The 22,157-nt window shown below is 41.9% G+C and carries 16 protein-coding genes and 1 pseudogene; 14 read left to right on the plus strand and 3 right to left on the minus strand.

All coding sequences use genetic code 11. The features are described from left to right. Positions 1-61: 61 nt before the first annotated feature. Complete coding sequence (locus tag IGK14_RS03310) at positions 62-1,543, plus strand: GH39 family glycosyl hydrolase (protein WP_081117181.1); 1,482 nt, start codon at positions 62-64, stop codon at positions 1,541-1,543. 92 nt (positions 1,544-1,635) lie between these two features. Continuing rightward, positions 1,636-3,405: a family 43 glycosylhydrolase gene (locus IGK14_RS03315; RefSeq protein WP_154694171.1), complete on the plus strand. Its 1,770-nt coding sequence runs from the start codon at positions 1,636-1,638 to the stop codon at positions 3,403-3,405. Positions 3,406-3,490: 85 nt separating this feature from the next. Here IGK14_RS03315 and IGK14_RS03320 read toward each other — a convergent pair whose 3' ends face one another. Beyond that, on the minus strand, positions 3,491-4,336 hold the full coding sequence (locus tag IGK14_RS03320) for an AraC family transcriptional regulator (protein WP_326848717.1): 846 nt from the start codon (positions 4,334-4,336) through the stop codon (positions 3,491-3,493). 152 nt (positions 4,337-4,488) lie between these two features. On the opposite strand from IGK14_RS03320, the gene IGK14_RS03325 reads away from it, so the two are divergent. From IGK14_RS03325 to IGK14_RS03335, 3 genes are read left to right on the plus strand one after another with little or no spacing between them, the layout of a single operon-like run. Beyond that, positions 4,489-5,364 (plus strand): sugar phosphate isomerase/epimerase family protein, encoded by an 876-nt coding sequence (locus IGK14_RS03325; protein WP_010747584.1) that lies wholly within the window; start codon positions 4,489-4,491, stop codon positions 5,362-5,364. Further along, positions 5,333-6,526, plus strand: a complete 1,194-nt coding sequence (locus IGK14_RS03330) for a Gfo/Idh/MocA family protein (RefSeq protein ID WP_230209428.1) — start codon at positions 5,333-5,335, stop codon at positions 6,524-6,526. The genes IGK14_RS03325 and IGK14_RS03330 overlap by 32 nt, the downstream gene beginning before the upstream one ends. Positions 6,527-6,541: 15 nt before the next feature. Next, positions 6,542-7,558: a Gfo/Idh/MocA family protein gene (locus IGK14_RS03335; protein WP_010747586.1), complete on the plus strand. Its 1,017-nt coding sequence runs from the start codon at positions 6,542-6,544 to the stop codon at positions 7,556-7,558. 65 nt (positions 7,559-7,623) lie between these two features. Here the strand turns inward: IGK14_RS03335 and IGK14_RS03340 are convergent, their stop codons facing one another. After that, entirely contained in the window at positions 7,624-8,454 is an 831-nt protein-coding gene (locus IGK14_RS03340; RefSeq protein WP_010747587.1) for a helix-turn-helix domain-containing protein, read from the minus strand. A gap of 219 nt (positions 8,455-8,673) precedes the next feature. On the opposite strand from IGK14_RS03340, the gene IGK14_RS03345 reads away from it, so the two are divergent. From IGK14_RS03345 to IGK14_RS03385, 9 genes are all read left to right on the plus strand, one after another. Further along, positions 8,674-10,371: a sugar ABC transporter substrate-binding protein gene (locus IGK14_RS03345; protein WP_154694173.1), complete on the plus strand. Its 1,698-nt coding sequence runs from the start codon at positions 8,674-8,676 to the stop codon at positions 10,369-10,371. Positions 10,372-10,460: 89 nt separating this feature from the next. Next, complete coding sequence (locus IGK14_RS03350; protein WP_080646945.1) at positions 10,461-11,426, plus strand: ABC transporter permease; 966 nt, start codon at positions 10,461-10,463, stop codon at positions 11,424-11,426. An 18-nt stretch (positions 11,427-11,444) separates the two neighbouring features. After that, on the plus strand, positions 11,445-12,341 hold the full coding sequence (locus tag IGK14_RS03355; protein WP_010747590.1) for a carbohydrate ABC transporter permease: 897 nt from the start codon (positions 11,445-11,447) through the stop codon (positions 12,339-12,341). A 38-nt stretch (positions 12,342-12,379) separates the two neighbouring features. Continuing rightward, the gene (locus IGK14_RS03360) at positions 12,380-12,988 is read left to right on the plus strand and encodes a YesL family protein (RefSeq protein ID WP_081117184.1); all 609 of its coding nucleotides are present in this window, start codon (positions 12,380-12,382) and stop codon (positions 12,986-12,988) included. 267 nt (positions 12,989-13,255) lie between these two features. Further along, positions 13,256-15,382, plus strand: a complete 2,127-nt coding sequence (locus IGK14_RS03365) for a glycoside hydrolase family 3 C-terminal domain-containing protein (RefSeq protein ID WP_141873758.1) — start codon at positions 13,256-13,258, stop codon at positions 15,380-15,382. Between the two features lie 12 nt (positions 15,383-15,394). Then, positions 15,395-16,495 carry a glycosyl hydrolase family 8 gene (locus IGK14_RS03370; protein WP_010747593.1) on the plus strand — a complete coding sequence of 367 codons (1,101 nt, stop codon included), beginning with the start codon at positions 15,395-15,397 and terminating at the stop codon, positions 16,493-16,495. Positions 16,496-16,589: 94 nt separating this feature from the next. Continuing rightward, complete coding sequence (locus IGK14_RS03375; RefSeq protein WP_010747594.1) at positions 16,590-17,753, plus strand: GDSL-type esterase/lipase family protein; 1,164 nt, start codon at positions 16,590-16,592, stop codon at positions 17,751-17,753. Positions 17,754-17,774: 21 nt separating this feature from the next. After that, the gene (locus tag IGK14_RS03380) at positions 17,775-18,674 is read left to right on the plus strand and encodes an alpha/beta hydrolase (protein WP_010747595.1); all 900 of its coding nucleotides are present in this window, start codon (positions 17,775-17,777) and stop codon (positions 18,672-18,674) included. Positions 18,675-18,691: 17 nt separating this feature from the next. After that, positions 18,692-20,230 carry a glycoside hydrolase family 43 protein gene (locus tag IGK14_RS03385; RefSeq protein WP_154694174.1) on the plus strand — a complete coding sequence of 513 codons (1,539 nt, stop codon included), beginning with the start codon at positions 18,692-18,694 and terminating at the stop codon, positions 20,228-20,230. A 501-nt stretch (positions 20,231-20,731) separates the two neighbouring features. Here the strand turns inward: IGK14_RS03385 and IGK14_RS03390 are convergent. Then, positions 20,732-21,928: pseudogene (locus IGK14_RS03390) on the minus strand (ISL3-like element ISEfa11 family transposase); the annotation flags it as partial. Positions 21,929-22,157 lie beyond the last annotated feature (229 nt).

Genomic DNA, 22,157 nt, shown 5'->3' on the forward strand with positions numbered 1-22,157 from the left:
AGTTAAAACCACTAGCCAAAATGGTTGTTTTTTTAACTAACTATTACGAGGAGAAGAAAAAATGGAAACTATTCAATTGACAAAAAATATGACAGTTAGCTCATTTCACAATTTTGCGGATGATTGTATTGGTACTGGCCGGATGGGCTTGGCTCTACAGCGGCAATACCAAGAACAATTACGTCTCGTACAAGAAAAAATTGGGTTCAAGTATATTCGCGGTCATGGCTTATTTAGCGATGACATGGCAATCTACCAAGAATACGAAGACGAAACGGGACAAAAAGTCGCGGAATATAATTTTACCTACTTGGACATGGTGATGGATTTTTATCAAGAAGTGGGTATAAAACCCTATTTAGAGTTGGGCTTCATGCCACAAAAACTAGCTTCTGGGGATCAGACGGTCTTTTATTGGCAGGGAAACGTGACCCCGCCTCGCTCATACGAAGGTTGGTGCCAATTAGTCCAAGCGACCTTACAACACTTAATCACACGCTATGGTCGGGCTGAGGTAGTGACTTGGCCGGTGGAAGTTTGGAATGAGCCGAATTTGCCAGGTTTTTGGCAAGATGCTGATATGACCGAATACTTTAAGTTATTCAAAGAAACTTTTTTGGCGGTGAAAGCTGTCGATGACCAATTCAAAGTTGGGGGACCAGCGATTTGTGGGGTAGATGATATCAATTGGCTACAACAGTTTATGGCCTTTTGTCACGAGGAACAATTGGCGATTGATACGGTGACCCGCCATTTTTACACCATTTCTGATCCAGAGACCGCCGGACATTATAGCTATGTGACTTTGCGAGAAGCACAGGAATCCCTGACTGAGTTGGATATTTCCCGTAGTATTATCGATGACTATCCAGAATATCGTGGCTTGCCGATGCATATTACGGAGTTCAATACGTCTTATCGGCCGGATAGCCCTTTGCATGATACGAATTTGAACGCAGCCTATATCGCTCAGTTGCTTTCAAGATTAGGAGAAACCAGTGCCTCGTATTCTTATTGGACGTTTGGGGATATCTTTGAAGAAATGGGGGTTCCCTTCACACCGTTTCATGGAGGTTTTGGGCTAGTCGCCAATGGCAATATTCCTAAACCAACTTTTTGGACCTTTGCTTTTTATAAAAAACTACAAAAGAACTGTCTTTATAAAGGGGAACACGGCATAGTAACTTCAGATGGCAAGGAGCGCTTTGCTGGCGTTTTTTGGAATTTAACAGCTGAAGCGATGTCTTTCCAACTAGATTTCCCAGAAGAGGTTGAAAAATGGTGTATCACTTCAGAAGTGGTGGATCAACAAACAACCAACCCATTGCAAAGTTGGCATGATTTGGGAGAGCCAGCCAATTTGAGTGCTGAACAAAGAGCGCTTTTGCAGCAAATTGCTCAGCCAAAAGTGACTACCACGGTCACGTCTAACAGCTATTCATTTACTGTACAGCCTCATGGAGTTCATTATTTCGAGGCGCGGCCAAGAAAGCAAACATCTGATCGAGGCTATGATTATCAACGAGTCTTGGCTGGTAGATAAGAAAATTTGTTTATTTGGATTTGATGGGTTTGAAAATTGGTGTGTGGACCACTAATCAAACTACTCGCAATTATTATATTTAGGAGGCTACTATGAGTTATCAATTATTGAATTATCAACGAGAAGCTAAAGAAACAGAGCTTTATGATACTCGGCTGGGATTGGCGATGCATTTAGCATTGGCAGATGAATCAGGAGTGTTTCAGCCATTAAATCAAAACTTTGGGGTCTTGTTTGCCAAAGCACATTCTTTACCAGATGGGTTTTTAGTAGCAAAAGCCCTTAAAAAAACTTGGATTTGTCAGGGAAAAGAGAAATTTTACATCATCGGGATTCGGGTAAATGCCGATGGAACGTTGGATGAAACCAGTGTGGGTAGCATTTTAGTTTTTGAAACGGAAAACTTTATTCAGTATCAAGAACTACCTTTGCTCCACCTAAGTGAAATGCCTCTGATGGATGTTCAATTGGCTTATACGGATGAAGGGTATCAAATCCGGTGGTTAGATAGCTGTGATCAGGCTTATCAAGTGACGACCCCAAGCTTAGATCATGTGGATGAGACTAAAAAGGTTGCCATTCAGTGGCAACCACTTTTGGAAGTAGCAACGGATATTGAAGGGGCAATTCCGAGGAATAGTTTGACCATTAGTGAGGAACAAGGAGATTATTTACAAAAAAAATTGATAACACCCCATCATATCACTGTGGACTTACCGGATGAAGTCGTTGTTGAAAACATGGAAGAACTTACCACGATGAAAGCAACCTTGCGCTATAGTGATGGCTCGAGTCGCCAAGCCGAAATTGATTGGTTTGATTTACCAGCAAGTGCTACTGAAAAAGCTTTTGTAGCAAAGGGTCAAGTGCATCAGGAACATTTTTCTTTCCCGATTGCGACTTATCGCGCGGATCCTTGTATCGGCAAATGGCAAGGGGAATACTACTTTATTGCCACGAATGATTATGATGATAACCGTAGTCTCTATATCCGTAAAGCCAAGACGATTGCTGAGTTAGTTACTGCCCAAGAGATGAAGATTTTGGATAGCGAGATGTACCCTGAAATTGCCAATCTCTTGTGGGCACCAGAATTTCATATTATTAATGATCGTTTGTATATTTTCCACGGTGCAACACCAGGTCCTTTTGAAGAGGAACAATCCCACGTAATGGCTTTGAAAGAAGGCGGCAATCCCTTGGTGCTAGCAGATTGGCAGCGACCGCAAAAAGTCGTAAAAGCAGATGGATCGCCTTTGATTACAGGAGGCATCACTTTGGATATGACGGTGATTAAAGATAGTGGCCGAATCTATGCCGCTTGGTCGCAACGTCAGTTTTTTCCAGTGGATTTAGGTGCGTGGATTTATTTTGCGGAGCTCAATCCTGATCAACCGTGGCAATTATTGACAGAACCAGTAGTCTTAGCAAAACCAGATTATGGATGGGACAATAATCATACCTTTGTCGATGAAGGTCCCTATGCCTTGTATCGAGGAGAAGACATCTATTTAACCATTTCCGGCGCAGCTGTCGACAGTAGCTATTGTGTGGGGTATCTAAAAGCCAAAGTTGGCAGTGACTTGCTCAATCCAGCGGTCTGGGAAAAATCAAATTACCCATTGTTGACTTCTCTGAATGTTCCAGGAGAATTTGGACCTGGACACAATGCTTATGTAGAAGATGAAGAAGGCAATATCTGGAACACTTATCATGCACGTCCAGGTATCGATGCTCCCCGTTCTTCAGGTATCCGGCGGGTACATTTTGATGTAGATGGACAGCCAATTTTGGGAATGACGGAAGCAATGGATGTCAATCCTGAGTTATCTTTGGTGCAAGTAAAAGTAAAGGTAAAATAAAGCGTAAAAACAGCCTGTGAGACTAAATACTCACGGGCTGTTTTTTTGAATCACGGGTTGCAAAGGATCAATCAAAATCAGATTGTTAAAGGTTTTGTTGTTGAAATTGACGAGGAGTCAGCTCAAATTCCTTTTTAAAGGCTTTAATAAAATGAGAATAATTAGTAAAACCAGCATCGTTGCAGGCAATCGTAATTGTGGTCCCTTCTAATAAACGCTCTTTGGCATAGAGCAGTTTCCGTTTTTGGATGTAGGCATGGGGACTAAAGCCGGTATGACGCTTAAATTCCCTAGTAAGGTGTTCGCGGCTAATAAACTGGGCTTTGGCTAGGGTCTCGACTTTGACGGGCTCTGATAAATGGTCTTGGATATAGTGAATGGCGTGGCGAACAACATGATTTTCTTTACTATTCGTCAAGGGAGTATTTTCTTTTTGCAAAGCTAAAAAGCGTTGATTGAGAAAAAGCAGAAACTCGTTAAAACATTGGGTATAGCGCAAGTCACTACCATATTCTTCAGAGGCACTATGTTTTTGTAAATCTTGAATAAAAGGTCGAACTTCGGTTAAACTTGTAGGCAAAAAATGACTTTGGCGGTTATTGATACGGGAAAAGCATAACGTCAAATCTGTTTTAGCGGAAGAATAACGGTGTAAATAAGATTCGTCAAAATAACAGAAAACGCGCTCATAACGGGCAGAAGGTAAGGTTAGCATCATGTGATGGATATCATGATGATGAATTAACAGGATATTTCCTGGTTGCATATGATAGACACAATCTTCCACGTAGTAATCCACTTCCCCATCTAATAGACAATAGATCTCATGAAAATCATGGTAGTGGTACTCTGGTAAAAATGTGATGGGGGTTTCGAAACAGGAATCTTTATAATAAAAATCGAAATCTTTTGAATGAAGATGATCTTGAATCGTTGCTACTGGTTTCGTCGGGGGTCACTCCTTTTTCGCAAGTTTCTCTGATGATATCACATCTAGCATGAAATGGGTCACATTATAGCGTTTTTATTATTTATAAATGTACGTATAATAGCCGTAACAAAACAAGAAAGAAGGTTCATTTAATGAACAACTTCACCATCACCGGTTTCGCAGATGAAATCGCAAGTGACTTAGATACACAAATCAAAGGACTGAAAGAAAACGGCATTGCCCATATCGAAGTCCGAGGCATCAATGGCGTCAATGTCAGTGAATTGACGCTGGATCAAGTACTTACTTACAAAGAAACACTCCATGAAAACGGGATCAAGATTTCTTCCATCGGCTCTCCCATCGGTAAAATCAGTATTGAGGATCCTTTTGAAGAGCATTTAGCGTTATTCAAACATGTTCTCGATGTAGCAGTAGCTTTTGAAAGTCCCTATGTCCGGATGTTTAGTTTCTTCATTCCAGAAGGCAAACCTGCCGACGACTTTCACGAAGAAGTGGTGAAGCGATGGAACCAATTTTTAGAGGTAGCCAAAGATTATCCTCAAATTACCTTGCTTCATGAAAATGAAAAAGACATTTACGGAGATATTCCAGAACGTTGTGCCAAACTTTTGACCGAACTGAACAATCCACAAGTCAAAGCGGCCTTTGATCCGGCCAACTTTGTCCAATGTGATGTGGAAGTCTATCCCCATGCCTATGAATTATTAAAAGATGAAATTGGCTATATGCACATTAAAGATGCCCATTTCGCAGATCATAAAGTCACACCGGCTGGACTTGGCGATGGGCAAGTGGAAGCTGTCTTGCGGGCACTTGTGGCAAACGGCTTTACAGGCTTTGCTTCCTTGGAACCCCATTTGTCAATTTTTGATGGCTTTGCGGCGTTGGAAAAAGAGGGCGTCTCCATTGAAGAAACAAAATCCGATGGTGAAAAACTGTTCACTGTCGCTAGTAATGCATTGAAAAAAATCCTTGTGGAAAACATGGGTCAGGAGTGGAACTAATATAGAAACAGTAAAAATCGGTATCGTCGGCGTCGGTAATATCGGCTCCTTTCATATGCGCAATGTCTTAGGTGGTGAATTAAAAAACGCTGAATTGGTGGCATTGTGTGATAACAATCCAGAAAAATTGGACCGTATCCAGGAACAATACGGGGATCAATTCAAATTATATGATGATGTGGATAACTTGTTGGCAGATCCAGAAGTGGACGCAATCATTATCTCTACGCCCCACTATGATCATCCTGTGATTGCCATTAAAGGTTTGCAAGCAGGCAAACATGTCTTAGTAGAAAAACCGGCTGGGGTGTATACGAAAAAAGTTCGGGAAATGATTGAAGAATCAGAAAAACATCCAGAACTGTCCTTGTCTTTGGTGTATAACCAACGGATGAACCCGACTTATCAAAAGGCCAAAGAACTCGTAGAATCCGGTCAAATCGGTGAATTGCGTCGGACCAACTGGATCATCACCAACTGGTATCGGTCCCAAAGCTATTACAATTCTGGCGGCTGGCGGGCCACTTGGAAAGGGGAAGGTGGCGGTGTCCTCTTAAACCAAGATCCCCATCAATTGGACTTGTGGCAATGGATTTGTGGCATGCCGGAACGGATTTTCTCCTTTGCCTATTATGGCAAACGTCGGGATGTGGAAGTGGAAACAGAAGTAACGGCCTATTGTGAATACGCAAATGGGGCCACTGGGGTCTTTGTGACAACCACTACGGAAACGCCTGGGACCAATCGTTTTGAAATCGTGGGTTCTCAAGGAAAAATCGTGATTGAAGATGAACAGTTGAAATTCTGGCGGACCGTTACCGATGAAAAAGAATGGAACGATACTTACACCGGCGGCTTTGGCGAACCGGAAGTTTGGGAAATCAAGATTCCTGTTGAATTTGACGGCAGCACCGGCCATTTGCGAGTGACGCAAAACTTTGTCAACAATATTCTCTTTGGCGAAAAACTGGTGGCACCAGCGACAGATGGGATTTATGGCTTGTCCATTTCTAACGCCATTCACCTCTCTTCTTGGTTAGGCCAATGGGTTGAGTTGCCGATTGACGAGGAGTTGTTCTTGGAAGAGTTAAACAAGAAAATTGCGGGCTCAAAAGACAAAGATGTGAAAGAAAAAGTCTTGGATACTGAAAATACTTACTAAAAAGAGTGTGAAAAGATGATACGATTCGGAATTGTGGGCTGTGGCAATATCTCCGGTACCCATGCAGAAGCCCTTCAGAAAATTCAAGAAGCCCAGTTGACGGCTTGTTGCGACATAGATGAAGTAAAAGGGCGACGCTTTGGGGAAAAACATGGCTGTAGTTTTTATGGGAATTACCTAGACATGCTAAAAAATGGTGAGATTGACGCAGTAATCATCGCTACGCCGCATTATCTCCATGGCCAAATGACCCTGCAAGCTTTTGAAGCCGGGAAACATGTCCTATGTGAAAAACCGATGGCCATAACGGTCCAAGAAGCTGAACAGGTTTTAGCCAAATGGGAGGAACAGCCAGACTTGCATTATGCCGTGTGTTATCAAAATCGCTTCAACCCTTCCTATGCCCAACTGAAAACGATGATTTCCCAACAAGCTTTCGGGCAGTTAAAAGGAATCAAATGCGAGCTAACCTGGCATCGGGATAAAGGGTATTATGAGGCGGCATCATGGAAAGGTACTTGGAAAAAAGAAGGTGGGGGTACCTTGATCAATCAAGCCATCCATACCTTAGATGTGGTGACTTGGATGATTGAGTTACCAGAGAAAATCAAAGGCAAGATAATGACCACGCTTTTGGAGGAAACCATCGAAGTAGAAGACGCGGCGATGGCGACAGCAGTGCTTCCAGATGACGTGCCGGTGGTCATTCATGCCTCCAACAACTACTCTTCAGATCCCGCCCCATCCGTCACCTTTGATTTTGAAGAAGCCAGAGTGGTGTTGACCGCTGACAAACTGGTAGTCAATGACGTAGCGGCACCTCTTGAAGAAGGCATGGTAAGCGAAGTAGCTAAAGCTTACTGGGGAGCAGGACACCTGCGCTTTGTACGAGCCTTTGTCAATCAGTTAGTCGGCTTGCCAGATCCTCACGCAGAGTACCTCGCCGTTGCGGATGCGTTGGATTCTTTGAAGATGGTTTGTGGGATTTATGAGTCGGATCGTAGTGGGCAGTGGGTTCAACTGAATAAATAGTAAAAAACCATGGAGACTAGTTGGACTAGTGCTTCATGGTTTTTTGCTGAGGTGCATTCAATTTACTACAACAATTGTTGGTAGTAGAGATTGTCAAAGCGAATCAATGTCGGCTCCTTTCGTCCGCTACGGGCATTTTTCCGATAATCTTTTGGGGAGTGACCAATTTTCTGCAAAAAATTACGATTGAAGGTTCGCGTGTTTTGAAAACCAGATAAGCTAGCGACTTCTGTTATAGAATAATCGGAGTTTGCTAGTAAATAGCAAGCTTGATTGATGCGGTACTGGTTGATTAGTTTTGGAAAGGTGGACTCAAGTTTTTGGGTAATGACCTTGGATACGTAATCTTTACTATAGCCGATATCTTCACTCAGCTGACTCAAAGTAACTTCATTTTGAAAATGAGAAGAGACCCACAATAGAATTAATTCTAAAATATTCTCTTTGCCTCGTGTTTTGACTAGCTTGGTATGTTGCTCATATAGATATAAGATTTCATATAAAGCGGCTTTGTGTCTAAAAAATGAGTTGCTCTCAAATAATGAATCGTAGAGCTGATTAGATTTAGTGCGTCCCACCGGAATGACAGGATTTAAGAAGGATTTCCCTTTAATTAATGGAAGATAGTCTTCTAGATACTCGGGAGAAAAAATCCAAATATGACCAGAGTTTTCCATTTCAGCTTCTACTTGATGGGTTTGATAGGGGAGAATTAGGGCGATATCGCCAGCTTTTAAGGTGTGAATTTCAGAATCGATTGTCAATAGAAATTCGCCAGTTTCACCAAACCATAATTCGAAACTCCGATGAAGATGCTCAGGATAGCTGAGATTCTCCGGATGATATTCCACGTGGGAAATTTTTTCCCCGAAGTGATAGGATTCCAATTCAGTCATTTTTAACCCTCCCATTTAAGAAATCATAGTCAACTGATTACGTCTATTAGTGTACTGAAATTGTCTTGTTTTTGCAAGCGTTTCAGAGTAAAGTTGAATCAAGGAAGAGAAGTAAGCGCTATTAATTTATTTGAATCAGGGTTTAGAAGGAAGTTGTGTCGCAAGGTTTTTTTATGCATCAATGTTTGTTATTTAAACATACCAACGGAGGGGAAACACATGAAAAAGTTTGGAAAAGTTGCAGTGACAGCAATGGCACTAGCCTTATTGGCTGGGTGCGGTAGTGGAAATGGTAAAGGAGACAAAGATGGTGGCACGCAAGCCACAGATAGTGATGGCAATAAAAAATATACAGCCTTTATGGCGGTACCTGGTTCTGAAGTTCCCGATGATTCTCGTTTAAACAATGTTTTTGCAGAAGAATTTGGTTGGCGAGTGAAAGTTAGCTGGCTGACGGGTCAAACTGCAAAAGAACGGATTGGGGTTATGGTATCTGGTGGCGAGTATCCAGATATCGTGGATGCTTCCGATGGTCGTTCAGCGATGATTGATGCTGGAGCTTATGTTCCCTTAGAGGATAAGCTAGATGACTATCCGAATTTGAAAGCCACATTAAGTGATATTCAATGGGAAAAAATTAAAGCTGATAATGATGGCCATATTTATACGATTCCACAATTTGCTCAAAAAGATGGTACCGTGGATACGGCAACTAGTTATGGTGGCGAAGCTTTCTGGATTCAAAAACGTGTCCTCAAATGGGCGAACTATCCAGAAATTAATACTGTCGAACAGTATTTTGATTTGATCAATAAGTATTTAGCTGAAAATCCTGATACTGATGGTCAAAAAAATATCGGTTTTGAAATCTTATCTGATGACTGGCGTTACTTCTGTTTGGAAAACCCACCGCAATTCTTAGCGGGATATCCAAATGATGGCGCAGCTATTGTCGATCCAGACACAATGAAAGCAAAAGTATATGACAAAATTCCAGAAGCCAAAGAATACTACAAGATTTTGTCTGAACAATTTGAAAAAGGAACGATTGACCCTGAAACCTTTACTGCTAAATATGACCAGTATATTGCAAAATTATCTTCTGGTCGAGTGTTGGGGATGATCGACCAAGGTTGGAACTTCCAATCTGCAAGAGATTCATTGGTTTCTCAAGGGAAAGATGAATTAACTTGGGCACCTCTTGATTTGACTTTGGATGAAAATGTTCAACCACAATACCGAGAAGGTGGCGTCTTGTCTACTCAAGGTGGGATTGGGATTACCACTAGCTGTAAAGATGTTGATGGCGTATTGCAAATGTGGGATGACATGGTTTCTGAAAAAGGGATGATCCTACGCAACTGGGGCGAAAAAGGCGTTGACTATGAAGTTGACGACGACGGCATGTTCTACCGCACTGACGAACAATGGGTAAATTGGAAAGATACCGATTATGTTCAAAAGAATAGTGTAGCGTTTGGTTATATGCCTGGTTACCGTGGTTACTTGCCAGATGGAAAAAATACAATTTTGCCTTCTGAACAAATCTCTGAATTCCGCAAAACATTGTCTGATATCGATAAAGAAGTGTTGGATGCTTATAAAGTAGACAACTGGACTCAAATGGTACGCTTGCAAGATCCAATTCAACCATGGTTCCCAATCTATACAGAACGGAACAAATGGACTTCTTCTGATCCAGCTGGGATTGCTAGTCAAAACATGCAAGAAGTGAAAATGCAATGGTTACCAAAAGTCATCATGGGCGGACCAGCAGCTTACGAACAAAACTGGGAAGATTATATGACTGCTTATGATAGTCAAATCGATTACAAAGCCTTTGAAGATACATTGACTAAAGAAGTGAAACGTCGGGTAGAAATCGAAAAAGAACTAGAAGCAAAAGTTGACAAATAGTCTGCTGTAGCGAGGTGATGGGAGTTGTGAAAATAACAACTCCCACAATCTTGCTTTGCTACATACTCGAAGATTTGGGGGAATAAGAAATGAGCGGAAATTCAACGATGTTAGATTCAAACGAGGGTATTCCAAAAGCAAAACGAAAAACATTTTGGGAACGTGTCTGGGCTCAAAAAGATCTGTGTTTACTTTGTCTGCCATTTGTCATTTACATTCTTTTCTTTAATTATGCACCGTTATCTGGCTGGTTGATGGCTTTCCAAAAATACCGTCCTGGTACTGGTCTTTTTGATCAAGAATGGATTGGACTTGAAAATTTCCGAATGTTGTTTGCTGATCCAAACTTTTTACGGGTTGTCCGCAATACTTTGGCAATGAGTTTAATCAATTTGACTTTGGGTTTTGTTTTCTCGATTGGCTTTGCGGTCTTATTGAATGAAGTCAAAAATAAACATTTAAAGAAAATCATGCAAACTGTCTCTTATCTGCCTTACTTTTTATCATGGATTATTGTAACAGGGATCGTGTTGGATGTGCTGAGTCCTGAAACGGGGATTATTAACCAACTACTGATGCAATTTAACTTTGTAGACAAGCCGATTAGTTTCCTTTCCGAACCGAAATATTTCTGGTGGATTGTTGGTTTCTCTAATGTTTGGAAAAGTACTGGTTGGGGAAGTATCATCTACCTTTCTGCGATGTCAGCTATCAACGAAGAACTGTATGAATCCGCCGAAATGGATGGTGCCAGCCGCTTGCGGAAAATCTGGCATATCACTTTACCAGGAATTAAACCAACAATCTTTATCCTCTTATTAATCAATATCGGAAATATCCTAAATGCTGGGTTTGAAGTGCAATACTTGTTAGGGAATGGCTTAGTTCAACAAGTTTCCCAAACTATTGATATTTTCGTGTTGAAATATGGGATTAGCTTGAACAACTACTCCTTTGCCACAGCAGCCGGGATTTTCAATGGTGTGATCAGTATCATCTTGATTACATTAGGTAATAAACTTGCCAAAGTTGCTGGCGAAGAAAGTTTGTTCTAATCAGAGGAGGAAAAAAAGATGAAACGAGTTGCGATTTCAGATCGACTATTCGATATATTTAAGTGGATTTTTCTAATTTTATTCACGTTGGCAACCCTGTATCCAATCTTAAACACCTTAGCAGTCGCCTTTAACGACGGACTAGATGCTTTGCGTGGAGGGATTTATCTGTGGCCACGAACTTTTACCTTGGATAATTTCAAAGCTGTTTTAGCCAAACAATCGTTACTAAACGCAGCTTTTATCTCGGTGGCTCGAACGGTGATTGCTACTTTATCACAATTGTTTTTAACATCATTGTTGGCTTATATCCTTAGCCGAAAAGAATTTATCTTTCGGACACCGGTTACTTTATTGTTCATCTTCACCATGTATTTGAATGCTGGGATAATTCCTAATTACATGTGGTTGAATAAAATCGGTTTGACGAATACATTTTGGGTTTATATCTTGCCGGGGATGATCAGTGCTTTTAACTTATTGGTTATCCGGACTTATATCCATGGAATCCCTGAAAGTTTAGTCGAAAGTGCCAAAATCGATGGGGCCAGTCATATCCGGATTTTCTGGAGCATTATCTTGCCATTGTGTAAACCAGTGTTGGCAACCGTTGCTTTATTTATCGCTGTTGGTCAATGGAACTCTTGGTTTGATGCGATGTTGTACAACGGCTTTAATGAAAAACTTAGTACGTTGCAATACGAATTGATGAAACTCTTGTCTTCTGTAACAAGTCAAGGGGCCAACGCCAATGATATGCAAAATGCCGCTCAAGCAGGTGGTGGCGGCATGGTGACCCCAACTTCGGTACGGGCAGCTACGACAATCGTCACAGCCTTGCCAATCGTCTGCCTGTATCCATTCTTGCAAAAATACTTTATCAGTGGTCTGACTATTGGTGGGGTTAAGGGTTAATTTAAGGCTTAAAAGAAAGGTTTTAAAAGGTGTTTATTATGAGAAAATCTGGAAATAGTCAAGCGATTATGGACAAGTTGAGTTTGGTAGCCGATTACTTATTGGTAGGCGTGCTCTGGCTACTTTGCTCAGTACCGCTTGTTACGACGGGGGCAGCAACTAGTGCCATGTATCGCACGGTTTATCAATGCATGTTCCAAAAAGAAGGCTATGTCTTAGGGACTTTTTTCAAGGCATTTAAACAGTCCTTTTTCCAAAGTTCATTGATTTGGACGGGGTATCTGGTGTTGGCAAGTTCTTTTCTGCTAAATCGTCAACAACTTGCTGGGAGTTATTCCTTGCTTTCAGATGCTATCCAAATTGTTTTAGGGATTTGTTTGTTGGTTCTCTTGCCCTTGGTGGTGTTGGTATTGGCTTATATTGCTCGTTTTGAAGATCCTTTAAGAATAATTTTACGCAATTGCGGTCTTTTAGCGCTAACCCATCTTGGAAAAATGATCCAAATGCTCGTCTTGTATACCGTAGTGATCGTAGGGATTTGGCTATTACCAGTTTTTGCTCTGGTGTTATTACCTGTTGTAGTGAAAAAAACAGTACCCATTTGTGAAAGCTTATTTGGATTTTGTACCATTGAAAATGCATCATAAGGATTAATTATCAAGATAAATCACATTCAGAAACACGGGAATATTCGAGCTAAATACATTGTAATGCCACTGTTTCCAGAAGCTGTCCGGTAAATCCTACAGGCTGTAGCAGCAATGCCAATTTAGTTCGGATATTTTTCTTGCAGAAACGACTACTCTTCTTGTTTGATCAGCTGCATGATTTTGTAGTATATCCCAGTTGATCGTAGCAGAGTATTGTCGGATTGTTTCTTATTGTAAAGTTGAAAGAATGTTGGAGGAAAAAACATGATTACCCATTCAGAGGCAAAAGTTGAAGCACAAAAAATTGTGGCACAAATGACCATAGACGAAAAAATTGGTCAAATCAATTTCCGCGCCCCAGCCATCCAACGCTTGGGCATTACGGATTATAACTATTGGAATGAAGCCCTTCATGGCGTGGCGCGGGCGGGGGTTGCCACCGTCTTTCCGCAAGCGATTGGCTTAGCAGCAATCTTTGATGATCAGTTGATGGAAGAAATTGCTGGGGTGATTGCTGAAGAAGGCCGTGCAAAATACAACCAGTACCACGCAGAAGGAGACAATGATATCTACAAAGGGTTGACATATTGGTCGCCTAATATCAACATTTTTCGGGATCCACGTTGGGGTCGCGGGCAAGAGACTTATGGCGAAGATCCTTATTTGACGTCTCGACTTGGTGTGGCTTTTATCAAAGGCTTGCAAGGGGACGGCCCTTATCTGAAATTAGCGGCCTGCGCCAAGCATTTTGCGGTTCATAGTGGACCAGAAGCGGATCGCCATTCTTTCGACGCGGTAGTGAATGATAAAGATTTGTATGAAACTTATCTACCTGCTTTTGAAGCTGCTGTAAAAGAAGCCGATGTGGAAAGTTTCATGGGAGCCTACAATGCAGTAAACGGGATTCCAGCATGTGTGCACCCCGAATTGTTACAAGATATTTTACGTGGTAAATGGGCGTTTGAAGGGCATGTTGTCTCAGACTTTGGCGCTTTGGAAGATGTTCATGAGCACCATCACTATACTGAAAATGCGGCGCAAACCATGGCCTTGGCGATGAAGATTGGTTGCAATCTATGTGCAGGGAATGTTTCTGATAGCTTGCATCAAGCGTTAGCAGAAGGCTTGGTGACAGAAGCAGAAATTACGCAAGCAGTAGTAGAACTTTACACAACTCGCGTTCGTTTGGGCATGTTTGATGAGACCAATCCTTATAATGCTATTCCTTATGAAGCCAATGATAGTAAGGAGCATATGGCACTATCTTTGAAGGCTGCCGAAAAAGCTTTAGTTTTGTTGAAAAATGACGGCATCTTACCGATTAAAAAAGAAAGCGTAAAAAATGTGGCAGTCATTGGCCCAAATGCTCGTAGTATCGAAGCATTGCAAGGCAATTATTTTGGTGTTGCTTCGCGAAATGTGACTTTCTTAGATGGCATTCAAGACTATCTGGAAGATGATGCACGGGTGTATTATGCGCCAGGTTGTCACTTGTTCCAAGAATATGCAGAATCGACCTTGTCTCGTCCTCATGAGCGAGCATCAGAAGCAATCATCGCTGCCAAACATGCTGATACCGTGGTGATGTGCCTTGGTTTGGATCCGACAATCGAAGGAGAACAGGGAGATTCCGGTAATGTCTACGGTTCTGGTGACAAAGAGACGTTGGGCTTGCCGGCAGAACAGATTCGCTTGTTAGATCAAATTTTAGCATTGGATAAACCAGTGATTTTGGTAGTGGCAGCTGGTTCAGCAATTTCTCTGTATGGTCGAGAAGAGCATCCAAATCTTCATGCCATCCTTCATGCTTGGTATCCTGGTAGCCAGGGTGGAAAAGCGTTAGCGAAAGTCTTGTTTGGCGAAATTAGCCCAAGTGGTAAATTACCAGTGACATTCTATCGGACCACTGACAATCTACCGGATTTCAAAGATTACGGCATGAAAAATCGGACTTATCGTTACTTGGAGGAAAGTCCCTTGTATCCATTTGGTTACGGTTTGACGTATGGCCAAATTGCTTTGGCTGATCTGCAAGTAGAGACGCAAGAAAAAGACTACTTGATCAAGGGAACCATTACCAATACCAGCGATTGCGCTATGGAAGAAGTACTACAAGTTTACGGTAAAACCGATTCGAAACATGAAACGTTAAATGGTAAACTCGTGGCCTATAAACGTGTAGCATTGGCACCCGGAGAAACAAAAACGGTGACGGTACCTGTTGCCAAAATCAATCTTACTGTGGTTAATGAAGCGGGGGAACGATTATTTGATGGCGAACAAATTACCTTTACGTTAGGGACAACCGCGCCATGTTCACGGGCTCAAGAATTAGGCCAACCGGCACCACTTGTGGCAACAGTCCCACTTGTGGAAACCGTAGTAATTTAGTAGGAGAAACGGATGAAAACATATACGAATCTTTTTAAAACATATGGTTATGATGAAAATGAAATCCAAGACCGTTTAACGCAAATCTGGGAAGAAATTTTTGTCGGACCGGATAAGGTTTATTTTGAAACAGCAGATGCAGGTTATCTAGTGGATACCGGAAACGATGATGTACGGACAGAGGGCATGAGTTACGGCATGTTGATGGCGGTTCAGTACGACAAAAAGGAAGTCTTTGACCGGCTTTGGCGCTGGGTGATGACTTATATGTATATGGATAGCGGGGAACATGCCCATTATTTCGCTTGGTCGGTCGCTCCTTCTGGTCAGAAAAATGCATATGGACCCGCTCCGGATGGGGAAGAATTCTTTGCCTTGGCGCTGTTTTTTGCAGCCAATCGCTGGGGGGATGGAGAAGGGATATTCAATTACTCTCATCATGCCCGAGAATTGTTGAACTATTGTATTCATAAAGGGACTGAATTTCCTGGCATGCCTATGTGGAACAATGAAAATAAATTAATCAAGTTCATCCCAGAAGTAGAATTTACCGATCCTTCTTATCATGTACCGCATTTTTATGAACAATTTGCTCTTTATACAGAACCTAGCGACCGGCCGTTTTGGAAAGAGGCGGCGAGGGCTAGTCGAAGGTATTTGAAAAAGGCCATTCATCCAGAAACTGGGTTGAATCCAGAATACAGTTGGTACGATGGCAGTCCACAATTGGAAAGTGAACATCCGCATTTCTTTAGTGATGCCTATCGGACAGCCATGAATGTGGCGCTTGATATGCAGTGGTATGGTGAAGATGTTGTACTCAAAGATCGGTTGGCTCATTTGCAACAATTTTTCCATGCACTACCAGCTGGGGCAGAAAATTACATTTATACTGTGGAAGGGGAAAATACTGGAGAAGAAATCTTACATCCAGTAGGCTTGCTAGCAACCTTAGCCGCGGCCTCCCTTGCAAATCCTGAAACAGAAATCGCCCGAGAATTTGTGACACGTTTCTGGCAAACGCCCCTTCGTAAAGGCGTGCGCCGATATTATGATAATTTTTTGTATGCTTTTGCCTTTATGGCTTTGAGTGGTAACTATCGTATTTACTAATTTTTTGACTGGTCAGCAGAGGTATTGAGGAAAATCTCAGACTAGGCTGACCAGTTTTTTACATAGGGAATTTCATTTAGGAGGAATAAATGGCGTGTGGCAACGAATTTGGGAATATCAGGAACAGGATTACCGCAGTGCTCCTTGCGAGATTGAACAACAAGTACAAGTAGTGCGAATTCGGTTAAATCATTATGGGGATCAATGGCGTGTATTGTTTTCTAACCTTTATGGTAGAGGGCCGTTAGTGTTTGATAAGGTGACTGCACAGGTGAAATCGGCAGAGCTCATTGCACGCACACCGGTAGTTCCCCTGACTCTTCATGGAAAGTCGGAAATACAGCTAGCCCCTGGTTGTGAGCAGTTGGCAAGTGATCCTATTTTATTATCAGCTGCACCAGGAGAAGTGTTAGAAATCACTACTTATCTAGCCAAACCGGTGCAACTGACTAGTTTTCTAGTGAGTTATGCTCGTTTGCAACAGGAAGTGCTGAATTATCGTTGGGTTGAGAATTTCTGGACCCATCCCTTGGATAATTATCAGCTCTTTCAAAATGCGTTGTGGAATCCACGAATGTACGTTATCTATGGTATTTCGGGCCTACAATTGCAAGGAAACAGTCAGACCCTGATAGCTTTTGGGGATTCGTTGACACAACAGGGATTTTGGACGGATCATTTCAAACAGCGCCTGGTGACAGAGGGCTTTTCACAAGTGGCACTCGTAAATCGTGGCATTGGGGGAAACCGGGTATTGCTAGATACAGATGCTACAGCCGATGACTTTAGCCGTCATGGGCGAGCTGGGGTGAAGCGGTTTTTGTCAGACGTTTTTGCGGATGGGCCAGTTAGTGGCTTGATCCTTTTTCATGGTATTAATGATTGTTTGACGATTGGCGAGAGACCTGTCGCTGAGGGATTAGCCGAATTAACCGCGGCTTTTCGGTTTATGATTGAGGAAGCCCATTTGCGGCAAGTACCAGTGATTGGAGTGACACTTCTTCCTTTTAATCAATCAGCCTTTTACAGTGAAAAGGCCGAAAGTTTGCGTCAAGGATTGAATCATTGGCTGCGTAATAAAGCGCCAATTGAGGCACTATGGGACTTTGATCAAGTCGCCGGAGATCCTCAAGATTCTCAAAAACTCTACCAATTATTTGATAGTGGCGACGGGTTGCATATTTCCAGTGTAGGTGGGAATCATTTGGCGGCTGCGGTTGATTTCCAGCAGTTGGCTACGTTACTTGGTATTGATTAAGCGAAAAATGGAGGGGTTCAAATGAAAGTCTTTACTACGTTACTATATGACAACAAACCCAATGTATCCTATACAAGTTATCTTCATGAAGGCTCAGAGGAAATTGATAAAGACCGGCAATTTCCGGCCATGATTATTTGTGGTGGGGGAGCATATCTAGGGATTTCTGATCGCGAAAAAGAACCGGTGGCCTTGCATTATCTGCAAGCCGGTTTTCAAGTCTTTGTATTGGATTATCAAACAGAAGCCACTGGTAATGCGCAATATCCGAATCCACTTTTAGATTTGGCGATGTTGATGAAACAAATTCGCCTGCAAGGGGAAACGTGGCAGATTGATAACGATAAAATTGCCATTATCGGCTTTTCAGCAGGAGCCAATCTTTGTGCTCAATTAGCAACCCATTGGCACAATCGTTGGCTAGCAGAAGGGGTTGGAACCGGCGATAATCAGCTTCTGAAACCCAATGCTGTTATTCTCGCTTATCCGTTATTGGACTTCATTGTCCAAGAAAAATATGCCAATCTAGATCCTCGGATTGACCTAAGTCTCAGCTATACCGATACCACGAAGCGAGATTTTATGCATCATGCCAATAAAGTCTTTTTAGGCAAAGAGTATACAGAAAATCGGATGAAAGAGGCGAGCCCTTATTATTTCTTATCAGGAAAAACACCGCCTACATTCCTTTGGACAACAGCCCAAGATGATCTTGTCTACCCACAACAATGTTTGCGTTATGCTAATAAAATGATGGAACTAGGTGTGCCAGTAGAGTTGCATTTATTTGAAGAAGGGCAGCATGGCCTCTCGTTGGGAACCTACCAAGCATCTGGTGATCCCACGTTGCAAAATGCTGATGTCGCTCAGTGGCAAAATTTAGCTTTACGTTTTTTACACCGGCGTTTCGGTGAATTTTAAAAGAATGAGGAAAACAGATGAAGAAAAGCCTTGAAACAATTCAGAATCCGATTATTCCCTTGGATTATCCAGATCCAGACGTCATTCGGGTGGAAGATACGTATTATATGGTCACCACTACGATGCACTTTATGCCTGGCTGTGAAATTTTACGTTCTTACGATTTATTGCACTGGGAACATGCGGCATTTGTCTATGAGCGCTTGGACAGTACGGCAGGCCAGCGCTTAGCAGAGGGGAAAGACAGTTATGGCAAAGGAATGTGGGCGGCCTGTTTACGATATCATGAAGGACGTTTTTATGTCTTTTTTGTCGCCAATGATACCGGCTTGACCTATTGTTATACTGCTGAAAAAATTGAGGGACCTTGGGATAAGAAAATCATTGAAGGTTTCTATCATGATTGTTCCGTGCTGTTTGAAAAGGAACGTGTTTTTATCGTCTATGGAAACAGTAATGTCTGGTTGACGGAATTGAAACCCGATCTCAGTGGCCCGAAAGCTGGGGGCATCCATCGTGTGATTGTCTCAGAAAAAAATCCTCGGTTAGGCTATGAAGGAGCTCATTTTTATCAAATCAATGGCAAGTATTACATTTTCTTGATTCACTCAGATCCAAAGGTTTGGCGACGGATTGAGGCTTGCTTTGTGGCGGAGGATTTGGAAGGTGAATTTGTCGGCGGTGATGTCTTTAATGATGATAACGGGTATTGCAATCAAGGCATTGCCCAAGGTGGTATCGTGGATACGCCAAAGGGAGACTGGTACGCGATCTTGTTTCAAGATTATGGTGCAGTAGGACGGTTACCCATACTTTTACCAGTAACTTGGCAAGACGATTTTCCAGTTTTTGGTGAAGAAGAAAAGACGCCACAGCAATTTTTTATTACCGACAATCGACCGGAATATGTGTATTCGCCTCTTGTAGGGAGTGATGATTTTAAAACGTTAGCCAAAACGCCTTACCGAATAAAACCGCAATGGCAATTTAATCACGAACCGGATTTGTCTGGCTTCTTATTGGATCCAAAACGTGGCTGTGTGGAATTAACGACGACACGGCTTGCACAATCTGTGACAACGACGCCTAACGTCTTAACACAGCGGATGCGCTATCCAAAATGTGCAGCCACCGTGACAATCGATGGGACAAAAATGAAAGATGGGGATTGTGCCGGATTAGCTGCCTTTCAATCCGCTTATGGTTTTATTGGTTTATCCAAAGAGGAAGGCCAGTATTATCTTGTCATGGAGACCCGTGAACTAGATGATTCCAGTTTGCAAGCAATGCCTAAAGAGGCAACTAACGGTAAATCCACTCGTATTTTGTGGGAAAGTGGAAAAGTCACGCTAAAGGTAGCCGCTGATTTTCATGAAATGACGGATTTGACCCGGTTTTATTACCAAAACGAAGGGACTTTTTTGCAATTAGGAGAGGCACATCCGGTGGCATTTAAAATGGATCATTTTAGCGGCTGTCGTTTCGGGCTATTTATCTATAATAGGAAAACCATTGGAGGCACCGCGTCGTTTCAGTCTTTTGATTACCAAGTTTAAGAAGCGGGATTTGTTAGAAAAGCTCTAGGCCAATTGCTGTTTTGGTGGAAATATGTTATACTGTATCTTACACGAAAGATATTGTTACGCGAGAAATACAAGGATATTTTTAAGAAATTTGATCCAACTGGCGCAGCTTCAGGGCTGCAAGGGTGTGTTAGTAGGTTATGGGAACACACTGTTTAAATGAGAAATACTTGATTTTAAGTAATAGTCTGATCTAACTTTAGAGTAAAGATATTGAGTAGTTAGATGGCCTTCTTCCGTTTGGGAGAGGGCCATCGTCCATTTTGGGGATGGCATCATCATAAATGCCGAGTAAAAGAAGCTGATCTGTGTTAGAGAGCAAGGGGGAAAAATAAAGTCCGTCTAGGTGTTAACGGCAACGATAAAATGTAGGAAAATGGCAATTTAAAATGGCTCTTTGTCAATAAGGACTGATGAGTTGTGTAAAATCAAATCTGGGTCAGAATGAACCACATTCTGGCTCAGATTTTTTTGTTATCTTACATTGATTAATTGATTGATCAAAAAGATTCTAATTCTCATGTTCTCGAATGATTTAAATCCGTAGGATACTCGTTTCATTGTCTTTATGTGGGTATTCTTCGCTTCTATTTTTCCATTGGAATAAGGATAGATCATTGCGTTGGTGATGCCTTCTTCATAGGTCAGAAGGTTTTGAAGCTTTTCTCGAAAGCCGTCATCTAACGTTTCGGGAAGTTCTGCCAATAAGGAGAAAAATAAGTCAGGGTCTTTGTCTCGAAAGGCTTCAACTAATTCATGAAAAAAGGGATACGCCTCCTTTAGGGGCGCAGAAAACTCAAGCAATCGATCAATCATCATTGCTTCAGTAAGAAATGGGTATTTTGGCGCTCGGAAACTTTTCCATGTTTTGTATTCATAATGGTTGATGTTTGCACGATTTTTTAGCAAAAAGCGCCAGTTCTTTTTCAGTTTTTCTGCTTGGCTTTTCTGTCCTGCTTTACGAAGTTCATTCATTTCACGGATACGCAACTCATTGAACGCTTGATTCATGTGTTTGACAATATGAAACCGATCAATCACTACTTTCGCATTTGGCAGAACACGTTTGGTGAGCTGGAAGTAGGCGGCGTTCATGTCTGTCACCAAGAATTCTACTTCTTCCGGATTGGTACAACCTGAGAAATAGCTTGTTAATCGGGGTAATTTACGCGTAGGCAAAACATCTATTAATTTTCCTGTTTCGCCATCTGCGCAAATAAAGCTCATTTTATCTTCTATGGAAGCATGCGAACGAAATTCATCAACCATCAATACTCTTGGGAGAATCTTCTTAGATTGTTTTGCCAAATAGCTTTTAAACTCTTTCAATGTACGAATAACGGTGGTCAAAGATACCTGACAGCTTTTCGCAATAAAAGATAAAGATACTTTTTCAGTCAGTAAAGAAGCAATTTTATATCTCACATGATTTGCGATTGAATGTCTGGGTTGGACAAAATAACTTTGAGCCGTCCAATGGGTTCGGCAGTTTTTACAGGTATAGCGCTGCTTTTTTAGGCGCATAACCAAAGGCATATGATTGCATTGTTCAAAACGGACAATCGTTTCCTTCTTCCCATTTTTCACTATAATTGCTTTCCCGTTTCCATCTACCACAGTAGAACCACAACTTCTACAAGCACGAGGAGTAGGCGAGAGAACAGCATAGACTTACCATACTTTTCAAGATAACTCAATATCAAACGCCGTCTAGTATACAGTGTTGATGAAGCAAGCAAAAACGATTAAGATTCTCTCTATTTGGTCACACTGTGAACGTGGAATGTAATATAGTAGTTTCCTTTTCTGTGTAGAGATACAGCTGGAATGGCAACAGTTTTTTTGACAAATTTTATAAGGTGCAGAACTTCCTTCCGTATGCTATTCCGATTGTCCTTGA

Origin of the sequence: Enterococcus sp. DIV0970a (assembly GCF_051711265.1) — a bacterium.
GTDB classification, from domain to species: domain Bacteria; phylum Bacillota; class Bacilli; order Lactobacillales; family Enterococcaceae; genus Enterococcus_D; species Enterococcus_D casseliflavus.